This is a genomic window from Tolypothrix tenuis PCC 7101, from assembly GCF_963874875.1.
GTDB lineage: Bacteria > Cyanobacteriota > Cyanobacteriia > Cyanobacteriales > Nostocaceae > Aulosira > Aulosira tenue.
The window spans coordinates 5,579,666-5,592,803 of the sequence record NZ_CAWNJS010000001.1 but is presented as its reverse complement, the minus strand read 5'-3'; the positions used below and the strand labels follow the sequence as shown (position 1 = coordinate 5,592,803).

Below are 13,138 nucleotides of genomic sequence, written 5' to 3'. Positions count from 1 at the left end.
TTTCCTCGAAATCATCAGAATTTATGACTTTATTAGCCCTTAGCCCCTAACCGGATACTTTGCAATATTTAATATTTGATAACCTAATAATTCGTATATCATACACTTGTGTTTGCCAGCACATCTTTTTTTGGATGGATTGTGTAAGCTGTATCTTGATTATCCGGTTATAGGTGAATGCCTATACCAGACATGATTAACTCAAAGCCTTACAGTCAAATGATTTTATAAATCTGCCATCCAGATACAATTATTTTTTTGGGCGTATGTCAGTAGTTGAAAGCTTAAACTTTCGTCTTTTCATAAGTCACTTACTAGCTATTGATCAGGGTTTGACCAAGATGTGTCAAGAAGAGGAAAAGGGGCAGGGGGCAGGGTGCAAGGGGGAAGACCAGGAGGCGCTTGCACTCCTTCCCGTATAAGCATCCTATAATGACGGGGCTTGTACCCATGTTTCGCTCCGCACTCGCGTTGGGGAAAGGGCTTGCTCCCCCCGCTCCCTGCTCCCTTTCCCCCTGCCTCTTCCGGTCAGGTTATCAACCCAAGCAATGAGTTTTGAGCAGTTAGAAATCAGCCAAAGTTTTTTAGCAGCAGTCAAATGATGACTGATGTTGTGAGAAAAGCGATCGCTATTAGCGAACCGCATTATTGAAGAAGAGAACAAAGTAGATGAGTAAAAAACGTCAGTTTCGGTTAGGTGCATTTATTCAAGCCACTGGACATCATATCTCTGCATGGCGACACCCTGACGCGCAAATAGATGCAGGGTTAAATTTCGAGCATTACAAAGAAATTACCCAAACAGCCCAACGAGGGTTATTTGATGCAGTCTTTCTTGCAGATAGTCCAGGAGTTTGGGGTAACGGTGGCGAAAATCAGTGTCGTAATGGTAAGATTGCCCATTTCGAGCCTGTGACTCTCTTCTCTGCTTTATCTTCAGTCACTCAAAACATCGGTTTCATTGCTACCGCCTCAACTACATACGAAGAACCCTACACCCTCGCGCGTAAGTTTGCTTCTCTAGATTACTTGAGTAAAGGACGCGCCGGTTGGAATGTCGTTACCACAGGTAATGATAACGCCGCCGCTAATTTTGGACTGGAACATCACCCAGATCACAGCCTGCGTTATGAACGGGCGGAAGAGTTTGTAGAAGTCGTCAAAGGATTGTGGGATAGTTGGGAAGATGATGCCTTTATTCGTGACAGAGAATCAGGCATTTATTTCGATCCAGAGAAGTTACACATACTCAACCATAAAGGTAAACATTTCTCCGTTAAAGGCCCCTTAAACGTTGGTCGTCCGCCTCAAGGTTACCCTGTAATTGTCCAAGCTGGAGCCTCGGAAGCTGGGCGAGATTTAGCTGCGCGTACTGCTGAGGTAATTTTCACCGCTAATCAAACCCTCGCAGATGCACAGGAATTTTATGCCGATATCAAGGGTAGATTGGCAAAATATGGACGTTCTCCCGACGATTTAAAAATTATGCCTGGTGCTTTCCCAATTATTGGGCGTACAGAAGAAGAAGCACAAGAGAAATACGAGTTTCTGCAATCATTAATTCATCCCGATGTCGCTTGGGGTATTTTAAAAACCTATTACAAGGGTGTGGATCTATCGAAATATTCTCTAGATGATATCGCTCCCGAACTACCCAGCGACACCAACACCAATAAGAGCCGTCTGAAATTAGTTAAAGATTTAGCTACTCGCGGTAGTTTAACGCTGCGTCAATTGTACCGTTCTCTCGCTACTGCAAGAGGCCATCGGACTATACTTGGTACTCCCGAAACCATTGCCGATCAACTAGAAGAATGGTTTAACAATGGTGCAGCAGATGGCTTTAATATCATGCCTCCAATTCTACCTACAGGATTAGATGACTTTGTAAATTTAGTTGTCCCCATCCTGCAAAAACGCGGACTATTCCGCACTGAATACGAGGGTAGCACCTTGCGCGAAAACCTTGGATTACGTCGTCCTGGTAATCGTTTGGCTGTGCAAGAAGCAAATGAAAAATTAGTATCAGCATAAATTTTGCTAGGTGCGTTATCCCAATTCACAAAAATTCTGATACAGATTCACATCAAGAAACCATTATAGGACTTTCGCACGAAACCTCTCAAACTCTTATTCCTCTGTGTTCTCTGTGTCCTCTGCGGTTCATTATTCCGTTAACTTTGCGTAAGTCCTATTAATTTTGAATTGGTATAAACCTCCAAATAATTCTCTTGGACTTTTCACTCATGCTTAAACTCTACTGTTTCAAGCGTGTTTTTTGTAGAGCGCCTCCGATTTCAGATTTTCCTGATGCTCTACATAACCTGAAAATCTTAGCTAAATATGAGGAAGAAAAAAATGACTGAATATAGCAGATTAAAGACATCACCCTCAGCCGCAATCAGAGCTACCCTAGATTATCCAGTAATCGATACCGACGTTCATACCAACGATTTCACACCAGCGCTGGAAGATTACATTGCTAAATATGGCGGTGCAAAACTTGTAGACGAATTACGCAAGGCTGAATCCTCTCGTTTGAACTCTAAAGCAGATGGTAAAGACTGGTATCAACAAACTCCAGAAGAACGTCAATACAATCGCACAATTCGCTCTCCTTGGTGGGCGAGAGTGACCAAAAATACTCTAGATTTAGCTACATACATCCTGCCAGAATTACTGTATGAACGTCAGGCGGAACAAGGTTCAGATTATTCTGTACTGTTTCCCAATAACGTCCTCGCACCTGCTGGAGCTAGCCCAGAGAATCGCCAAGCATTGCAAAGAGCCGTTAACCACTATCATGCTGATTTATATCGCAAATATAGCGATCGCCTGACGGTGGTAGCTGGTATCCCCATGACTACTCCCCAAGAAGCGATTGAGGAATTAGAATTTGCGGTAAATACACTAGGTTTAAAAGTAGCAAATATTCCTGGTGGTGTAAAACGACCAATTAAAGCGATCGCAGATAAATATCCCGCCGATAAATACCCAGAAGTTGCTAGATATGCTTCTTACATAGACTTCTTCGGTCTGGATAGTGAATATGACTACGATCCATTCTGGGCGAAAGCTGTAGAGTTGGGTGTGCCCATTACTACCCACTACGGCAGCCAAGGTTGGACTGGTCGCTCCTCCATCAGTAACTACATGAACAACCATATCGGTCACTTTGCTGATGGTTCCCAAGCTTTTGCGAAGGCGTTGTTCTTTGGTGGTGTTACCAAACGCTTCCCACAATTGCGCGTGGGAATGCTCGAAGGTGGTGCAGATTGGGGCGCTCATGTCTACATTCATTTAGTAGATCGTTACTCTAAGCGTAATCTTCAGGGGCTACAAAACTACAACCCAGACTTGACAAATGCTGATGAGTTGTTCGAGTTGTTTGCACGCTTCGGTGGCGAAATTACTGAAGGGTATTCCTTCACCAAAGAAGAATTAGCCAAGATTGTGTTAGGTTCTTCCTTTGCGCGTCATAGCCGTCAACCAGTTGGTAAGGAACTAGAAGATTTTGCCGCAGCTGGAATTGAAAGCATTGAAGATATTCGCGATCGCTGGGTGAATAGTTTCTTCTTTGGTTCCGAATCTGACGATCGCACCATCGGCGCAGCATTCAACGACAAAGCCAATCCCTTAAACGTGAAGATTAACGCCATCTATTCTTCAGATGTCGGTCACTGGGATGTACCCGATTTGACAGATCCTCTCGCAGAAAGCTGGGAATTGGTGAAAGAAGGCGTAATTTCCGAAGCTGACTTTAAAGCTTATGTATTCGCTAATCCCTACAAGTTCTACACCGAAGCCAACTCCAACTTCTTCAAGGGTACAGCGATTGAATCTCAGGTAGCTCAAATCCAATCACCACAATTAGATAAAAGCTTTGCTAGGGCATAGGGCATAGGGCATTGGGCATTGCTAATTGGTAATGGGAATTTCTTCCCCAGTTCCCTAATCCCCAGTCCCCTAATCCCTAGTCCCGCTAATCCCCAGTCCCCTAATCCCCAATCCCCAATCCCCAATCCCATGACATTACCTACCACAAATCTCGGTAAAACTGGCTTGACAGTTTCGCGCCTTGTTTTAGGCACAATGACTTTTGGATTGCAGACTGATGAAGAAACTTCCAGAGTAATTCTCGATAAAGCCGCCGATGCTGGTATCAATTTTTTAGATACAGCCGATGTTTATCCATTGGGCGGTGGAGTTGCTACAGCCGGACGCACTGAAGAAATCATTGGGCGCTGGCTCAAAGGTAAACGCGAACATTTTATACTTGCTACCAAAGCTGTAGGCAAGGTAGGCCCTGCACCTTGGGATCAGGGTGCTTCGCGCAAACATCTTTTAGATGCGATTGATGCTTCCCTGAAACGCCTGGGAACTGATTACGTTGATTTGTATCAATTGCACTCTGATGATACGTCAACGCCCTTAGATGAAACTCTTGAAGCCCTAGACATCATAGTTCGTTCAGGTAAAGCACGTTATATCGGGGTTTCTAATTTCTTAGCTTACCGACTCAGCCGCGCTTTAGGTCGGGCTGATGTGCGAAATTTAACTCGCTTTGTCTCAATTCAGCCTCGCTATAATTTGTTGTTCCGCGAGATTGAGCGCGAACTATTACCCTTAGCGCAAGAGGAAGGATTGGGTGTAATTCCTTACAATCCATTAGCGGGAGGTTTACTGACTGGTAAACATAATCTTGCTCAAGGCCCTACTGAAGGAACTCGTTTTACCTTGGGTTTAGCCGCAGAACGTTATCAAGATCGTTATTGGCGCGATCGCGAGTTTAATACAGTTGAAGAATTACGCACAGTCGCCGATTTAGCGGGATTATCCCTCACCACTTTATCATTAGCTTGGGTTTTGGCTAATCCGATTATTACTGCTCCCATTATTGGCGCTAGTCGTCCAGAACAACTGAATGACACTCTCAAAGCAATTGAAGTCAAACTCGATGACAATTTGAAACAAAAGTTAGACGATATCACCGCCGAATATCGCAAAGGAGATGCTGTGCGTTAGTTAGAAATTGAAGTAATACCAGCAGACGGTTGGTTCAGCCGTCTATTTTTTTCTTTTTGTCACCCTTGAGCTACTGTAGCAAGAATGTTTTCCATAGAAACAAAACGCTTAATTCTGCGAGAATTTCAGCCACAAGATTTACATCAACTTGCGCCAATACTTGCAAATCCCCAAGTAATGAAATTTTCTCTTACAGGAATTCTCTCATCTGTGCAAACGCAAGAGAAAATAGATAGTTTCATAACTTCTTATAAAGCGTTTGGATTTGGCAAATGGGCTGTCATTTATAAAGAAAGCAACCAATTGATTGGTTACTGTGGAATCGCCATTGAGCAAATTGATCATGTAACCGAACGAGAGATTGGATATCGACTACACCCCAATTTTTGGGGTAAGGGTTTAGCAACTGAAGCTGCATCAGCAACAATCCAATATGGATTTGAGCAATTCAAATTTATTGATATTATTGGCATTGTTAATCCAGCAAATACAGCATCAGTTAGAGTATTAGAAAAAATAGGCATGAAGTATGAAAAAGCCACGATATTTCATGGACGTGAAATATATATTTATAGGTTAAATTTTACTATTTAATAAAACTGATTTAACTAAAATTATAATTATAGATTATTTTGTAAATTATTAGTTGTGCTGACAGCAAAAAGTTTGAATTAAAGCGAGAAAATCGATTTTCATGACAAAAAAGTCCAGACAACTTAAAACCTTTCAACGTGCTGCTGAAGCACCCAATTTACCGCCGAATTCATTCCAGTTTATTTGCTATTTTGTCAATCAATTTCGCTGGTGGTATATAGCAACTGTCATTTTAGAAATCATTCACGCGACTTGTGGCATTATGTTACCCTATGCCATTGGTGAAATTATCCGCAGCGTCACTAAATCAACGGTTAACAGCAGTGAGATTTTTGCAACTATCAGTCAACCCTTAATGCTGTTCACTGCTTTAAGTATAGGTGAAGTCGTATTTGGGCGTTCTTCGGGACTGTTATTAACTATCCTCCATCCCATCCACCGCCAGCATATTATTCGCTCACTTTATGCTTATTTACAGCAACATTCCCATCGGTATTTAAGTAGTAGTTTTGCAGGCGCTTTAGCACAACGTATTAACGAAACTGCTTACGGCGTTACCCAGACAATGCAAATGCTGATTTCTGAATTTATGTCAGTCATCATTGTCTATATCGTCGCTATCATTTTACTGTATCGTGCCTATCCGCCTCTAGCTGCATTGGTAGGGATATGGGCAGTTTTATTTATCAGTATTTCCTTTTGGTTAGCTACTCGCTGTCGAATTCATTCCCGCAAAGCCGCCGCCGCTAGAAGTGAAACAGCTGGTATTATTGTCGATGCAGTAACTAATCTTACTGCTAGCCGATTGTTTGCGCGTTTGGGTTTTGAACGACGCTATTTAAATGAGCGATTTAGACGCGAAATCATAGAGGTGAGAATAGCGAACTGGTACTCAGAACGCATTCGCTGGTTTCAATTTATCTCAGCTGCGATTTTGAAAATTGCTACTTTGTATTACTCGCTTTCTTTATGGAGTCAAGGAAAAATTGCAACTGCTGATTTTGTAGTTGCAACTAGCTTATCACTATTAATTATTAGCGAAGCCCGCAATTTAAGTAGAAGATTTTTAGATTTATTTGAACATATTGGTAATATCGCCAATGGTGTTTTAACTATTGTGCAACCCCACGAGTTAGTTGATCGAGAAAATGCGATCGCTCATTCCATCACTACCGGAAAAATTGAGTTTCGGCGCGTTAATTTCAGCTATTCGGCGGAAAAACAAGTATTTCACGACCTTTCTGTTACTATCCAACCAGGACAGCGTGTAGGATTAGTAGGCTTTTCTGGTTCGGGAAAATCCACTTTTGTTAATTTAATTTTGCGTCTATTCGATCCCCAAACTGGACAAATTCTCATCGATGGGGTGGATATTGGCGATATGACGCAGGATGCATTACACGCCCAGATTAGCTTAATTCCCCAAGATCCGTCTCTATTTCATCGCACCTTACTAGAAAATATTCGTTACGGACGACTGGAAGCTACTGATGAGGAAGTAATTCAAGCAGCGCGCAAAGCTTACGCTCATGATTTTATTGTTCAGATGAGTGAGGGTTATGATTCTCTGGTGGGTGAACGGGGCGTGAAACTATCTGGAGGACAAAGACAACGAATTGCGATCGCTCGCGTTATCCTCAAAGATGCACCCATCCTAATTTTAGATGAAGCCACATCTAGCCTCGATTCCATTACCGAAAAAGCAATTCAAGATACCCTAGATTTAGCAATGAATGGCAAAACCGTCATTGTCGTAGCTCATCGCTTATCTACCATCGCCCATCTCGACCGCATTTTAGTATTTGACCGAGGGCGTATTGTTGAAGATGGTACCCACAGTAAACTACTCGCAAAAGGTGGTGCTTACTACAGATTATGGCAAATGCAAGCAGGTGGATTTTTACCGGAAAAAGCCAGCGATAATTCATTATCTGAACTACAAATGGGATAGTTAGCCACCAAAATTACAAACCTTCAGTTTAATTTTCTCATTGCAAATTGGTAAATAAGTAATTGCACCAAACTCTGCGACAAGTTTCAGATATCTGGGAATACTAGATTGAGAAAATATCAAATGAGCGCAATATGGTTAGCACTCTTGTCAGTATTCCTGGATATCGCATTAGTGAAGAACTCTACAATGGTTCGAGAACAATAGTTTATCGTGCAATCAGAGAAAGGGATTCAGTAGCAGTAGTGATAAAACTGCTGAAAAATCCTTATCCCAGCTTTAGTGAATTGTTATTATTTCGCAATCAATACACCATTGGCAAAAATCTCAACTCACCCCTAATTATTCAAACATATAGCCTTGAACCCTTGCAAAATGGCTATATGTTAGTTGTGGAAGATTTTGGGGGAATTTCTCTCAAGGATTATTTTATAAAAAATCAGAGTTATACATTTTTAGAAGAATTTTTATTGATAGCGATCGCACTCTGCGACATCCTAGACTTACTCTACCACGAGCGAATTATTCATAAAGATATTAAACCCAGCAATATATTAATTAACCCCTCTTCCCAACAAGTTAAATTAATTGACTTTAGTATTGCATCCTTATTACCCAGAGAAACTCAAACCCTAGTTAACCCCAATGTTTTAGAAGGAACACTGGCTTATATATCTCCAGAACAAACTGGGAGAATGAATCGCGGAATTGATTATCGCACAGATTTTTATTCTTTGGGTGTAACTTTTTATGAATTACTCACAGGAGAATTACCATTTTTATCTCATGATGCGATGGAATTGGTACATTCTCATCTTGCGAAAACAGCACCTTTAGTACATAGAATTAATCCACAAATTCCCGCAATTATCTCTGATATTGTCAGTAAACTGATGGCTAAAAATGCTGAAAATAGGTATCAGAATGCATTGGGATTAAAGTTTGATTTAGAAAAATGTCTAATTCAGCTAAGAGAAACTGGGGAAATTCAAAGCTTTGAAATTGCTAGGAAGGATTTGTGCGATCGCTTTATTATCCCCGATAAACTTTATGGTAGAGAAAGCGAAGTAAAAACCCTACTAGAAGCATTTGATAGAGTCAGCCTTGGCGCAACAGAAATGATGCTGGTAGCTGGGTTTTCGGGAATTGGGAAAACCGCCGTTGTCAATGAAGTGCATAAACCAATTGTCAGACAACGCGGTTATTTTATTAAAGGTAAATATGACCAGTTTCAACAAAACATTCCCTTTAGTGCATTTGTGCAAGCATTCCGCGATTTAATCGGGCAATTACTCTCAGAGTCCGATGCAACATTGCAAATTTGGAAAACCAAAATTCTGAATGTTGTGGGCGAAAATGGACAAGTTTTAATTGATGTCATTCCAGAATTAGAACATATTATTGGGTATCAACCGCCAGCCACAGAACTATCAGGAAATGCTGCGGAAAATAGATTTAATTTGCTCTTACAAAAGTTTGTGCAAGTGTTTACTAATCAAGAACATCCTTTAGTGATGTTTTTAGATGACTTGCAATGGGCAGATTCCGCATCGCTGAAATTGTTACAACTGTTGATGCAAGATACAAAATATTTATTGCTTTTGGGTGCATATCGTGATAACGAAGTATCCCCAACTCACTCATTTATCCTGGCGATAAATGAGCTAGAAAAAATTGGAGCAGTCGTCAATAAAATCATCCTCAAACCATTAAATGAAATTAATCTCAATCAGTTAGTTGCAGATACAATCAAGTGCGAATTATTACTAGCCCAACCTTTAACAACATTAATCTATCAAAAAACCACAGGTAATCCTTTCTTTTCTACCCAGTTTCTCAAAGCATTAAATAATGAGCAACTAATTACCTTTGACTTCACATCCTGCAATTGGCAGTGCGATATTGCTCAAATTAAAGCCTTAGCAATTACTGATGATGTGGTAGAATTTATGTCACTACAATTGCAGAAATTACCACAGACAACTCAAAATATTCTCAAGCTAGCAGCTTGTATTGGGGCACAGTTTGATTTGCAAACATTGGCGATTATTTCCGAACAATCGCTAGAAGCAACTGCGGCTGATTTATGGAAATCATTGCAAGAAGGGCTGATTATTCCTCATACAAAAATCTATAAATTATTTGTTAAATCTGATAATATATCAGATGCTTATGCAGCAGCTAATCCAGTTTACCGATTTTTACATGACCGAGTTCAACAAGCAGCCTATTCCCTGATTCCTGATGATAAAAAGCAAGTAACGCATCTGAAAATTGGACAACTGCTGCTGCAAAAATTTTCCGAAATAGAACGAGAAGAAAAGCTGTTTGATATTGTGGGACATTTGAATCAAGGACAAGCATTAATTAATCAACCACAAGAACGCGAAGCCTTAGCAATACTCAACTTAAAAGCTGGAAATAAAGCTCGAAATTCCACTGCATACACCGCCGCTAAAGAGTATTTTCAGACAGGAATTGAGTTATTAGAGATTAATTGTTGGCAAAGTCAATATAAATTAGCTTTGAATTTGTATATAGCTGCAACAGAAGCCAGTTATTTAAATGGTGATTTGGATGCTATGGAACAACTTGCTACATTCGTATTGCAGCAAGCACAAAGCATTGTTGACAAAGTTAAAATCTACGAAATTCAAATCGCCGCACTCACAGCTAGTAGCCAAATATTAGCAGCGATCGCAGTCGGTAGAGAAGCTTTAGCCCAACTAGGAGTCGAATTCCCCAGCCAAGTAGACGAAACGCAGATTGGTAAAGCCTTAGCCGCAGTCAACCAGCAACTCCAAAACCGAGAAATTGCTGCACTGATTGACTTACCCCTAATGAGCGAACCTCAAGCTCAAGCTGCAATCCAGATATTAAGTATGTTATTTCCACCAGTGTTACTGGGAATACCTAATTTAATGCCTATTCTCGGCGCAACAATGGTACGCTTATCCCTGGAGTTTGGCAATACTCCCGCCTCAATCCCTGGCTATGCAATTCATGGGATGGTGATGTGTGCCTTTTTTGGCGAAGTTGAAATCGGTTATGAATTTGGTAAATTAGCACTTTCATTACTAGAGAAGTTGAATGCTCAAAGTATGAAGTGCATAACTCTCAACCTGTTTGGGGCTTTCATCCAACATCGCCGACAAGCACTGTTAACAACGCTAATCATCCAGAAAGAAAGCTATCGGGCGGGGATGGAAAGCGGGGATTTTCTCTACGCTGGCTATAGCATACAAGGGTATGCCTTTGGAAGGTTGTTCACAGGTGCAGAACTGAACGCTTTGGCAGCTGAATTATCTGCCTACAGTGCTGCTTTAGCTCAATTTAAACAAGATTCGGCGCGGATTTATTTGGATATGATACAGCAAACAGTGGCGCAATTTAGAGAAACAGTGAGCCAACCCGATTGCTTAATTGGCACTTTCTATGATGAAACGGTGATGTTCCCGAAGCATGAACAGGATAGGGATCTCACAGCGTTCGCTTTTACCTACAACTACAAACTGCTACTTGCCTACTCTTTTGGTAATTATCACGCTGCCCTCGAATATATCACCCAATTTAAGTTCTATTTAATGGCAGTGTCAGGAATGTTTTTAGTTCCCCTGTTTCATTTCTATGCTGCTCTCACGCACCTAGCACTTGTTTCCAGCCAAGCAAAAGCAGCTGAAATTCTCGCCGAAGTGGAAAGCCATCAACAAACTCTACATGGATGGGCGCAAGATGCTCCCATGAATTATTTACACAAATGGCATTTAGTAGAAGCAGAAAAGTTGCGAGTTACGGGGGATAAATTAGGGGCAATGGAACATTACGAACAAGCTATTACCTTGGCTAAAACTAACCAATTTATCAATGAAGAAGCCTTAGCTAACGAATTAGCTGCCAAATTTTATCTTGATTGGGGTAAAACAAAAATTGCTCAAACCTACATGATTGAGGCTTATTACTGTTATTCCCGTTGGGGTGCAAAAGCCAAAGTCATCGATTTAGAAAGCCGTTATCCCCAATTACTACTATCAATTCTGCACAAACAACAACCGGCTTTCAAACCAACAGAAACCATCATTTCTACCTCATCTCACACAATCCAAAGTTCCCAATTCAGTCATCCTAGCCTTTCACAAGTCCTGGATTTAGCAACTATTATTAAAGCATTTCAATCGCTTTCCCGCGAAATTGAGTTAGAGAAATTACTCTCAACTTTACTTCAAGTGATATTGGAAAATGCTGGAGCCGATAAATGTGCGTTACTCATACCAAAAGATACTGGTTGGGTAATTGAGGCATTATCCCAACTGCAACAACCTGCCATAATTTTACAATCTCTACCTTGTGAAGACATAGTATCTGTTAGCTTAATTAATCGAGTTAAAAATACTCTGGTTGCGGCTGTTGTGGAAAATGCCTTATTTGAGCCAAATTTGCTTGCCGATTCTTATATTTTGCACCATACACCCAAGAGTATTTTCTGCGCGCCAGTTCTCAACCAAGGTAAATTGATTGGCATTTTGTACTTAGAAAATAATGTGACATTGGGAGCATTTACCAGCGAGCGCATTGAAATACTCAATTTACTCTGCACTCAAGCGGCAATTTCTCTAGAAAATGCCAACCTTTATCATCAATTAGAGAATTATTCCCACAATTTAGAACAAAAAGTAGCAGAACGTACGCAGGAATTAACAGCAAAAGCCACTCAGTTAGAATCAACACTTAATCAACTTTATTCAACTCAATCTCAACTAATTCAAGCTGAGAAAATGTCCAGTTTAGGACAATTAGTTGCAGGAGTTGCCCATGAAATTAATAATCCGATTAATTTTATATATGGCAACTTAACAGCAGCAAATGAATATGTTAATTATTTAATTGAATTAAATGATTTATATCAGACATTTTATCCTCAATCTTGTCCCGAAATTGACCAAAAAATTGCCGATATTGACCTAAATTTTATATTAGATGATTTACCAAATGTCCTATCTTCCATGAAAGTGGGAGCAGAACGTATCCGGCAAATAGTGCTGTCACTGCGAAATTTTTCCCGCTTGGATGAATCAGAAATTAAAGAAGTAGACATTCACTCTGGTCTGGAAAGTACATTATTAATTTTACAGCATCGATTTCAAAGTAATAGTAAACGGCAAGAAATTATAGTCATCAAACAATATGGATTATTACCTTTAGTTAATTGTTATGCATCGACTCTCAATCAGGTGTTTATGAATATCATTAACAATGCTATTGATGCTTTAGAAACATCAGAGAAAAATGTCCAACTAACTATTAAAATTCAGACAGAATTAACTGAAGCTAAAACTATCATTATTCGCATTGCAGATAACGGTATAGGGATGAGTCAGTCGGTGCAAAATCAGATATTTAATCCGTTTTTTACGACAAAACCCGTAGGTAGTGGTACTGGCTTGGGACTTTCAACTAGCTATTCGATTGTGGTAGAAAAACATCGGGGTAAGTTAAGCTGTATTTCCGCACCAGGAGAAGGTACTGAATTCACGATTGAAATTCCTGTGTAAATTGTAGCTCTATTTTAAA

The 13,138-nt window shown here is 40.4% G+C and carries 6 protein-coding genes; all 6 read left to right on the top strand.

The window, feature by feature from the left end:
• Window positions 1–669: 669 nt before the first annotated feature.
• The gene (locus AACU25_RS22025) at window positions 670–2,034 is read left to right on the top strand and encodes an LLM class flavin-dependent oxidoreductase (protein ID WP_096579287.1); all 1,365 of its coding nucleotides are present in this window, start codon (window positions 670–672) and stop codon (window positions 2,032–2,034) included.
• A gap of 324 nt (window positions 2,035–2,358) precedes the next feature.
• Window positions 2,359–3,897, top strand: coding sequence for an amidohydrolase family protein (locus AACU25_RS22020; protein WP_096579285.1), 1,539 nt, complete (start codon window positions 2,359–2,361; stop codon window positions 3,895–3,897).
• Between the two features lie 129 nt (window positions 3,898–4,026).
• A complete protein-coding gene (locus tag AACU25_RS22015) occupies window positions 4,027–5,025 on the top strand; it encodes an aldo/keto reductase (protein ID WP_096579283.1) in 999 nt (332 codons plus the stop codon).
• An 84-nt stretch (window positions 5,026–5,109) separates the two neighbouring features.
• Complete coding sequence (locus AACU25_RS22010; RefSeq protein ID WP_096579281.1) at window positions 5,110–5,619, top strand: GNAT family N-acetyltransferase; 510 nt, start codon at window positions 5,110–5,112, stop codon at window positions 5,617–5,619.
• Between the two features lie 100 nt (window positions 5,620–5,719).
• Window positions 5,720–7,570 (top strand): ABC transporter ATP-binding protein, encoded by a 1,851-nt coding sequence (locus AACU25_RS22005; protein ID WP_096579279.1) that lies wholly within the window; start codon window positions 5,720–5,722, stop codon window positions 7,568–7,570.
• A gap of 134 nt (window positions 7,571–7,704) precedes the next feature.
• Window positions 7,705–13,119: a trifunctional serine/threonine-protein kinase/ATP-binding protein/sensor histidine kinase gene (locus tag AACU25_RS22000; protein ID WP_096579277.1), complete on the top strand. Its 5,415-nt coding sequence runs from the start codon at window positions 7,705–7,707 to the stop codon at window positions 13,117–13,119.
• The last annotated feature ends 19 nt before the right edge of the window (window positions 13,120–13,138 follow it).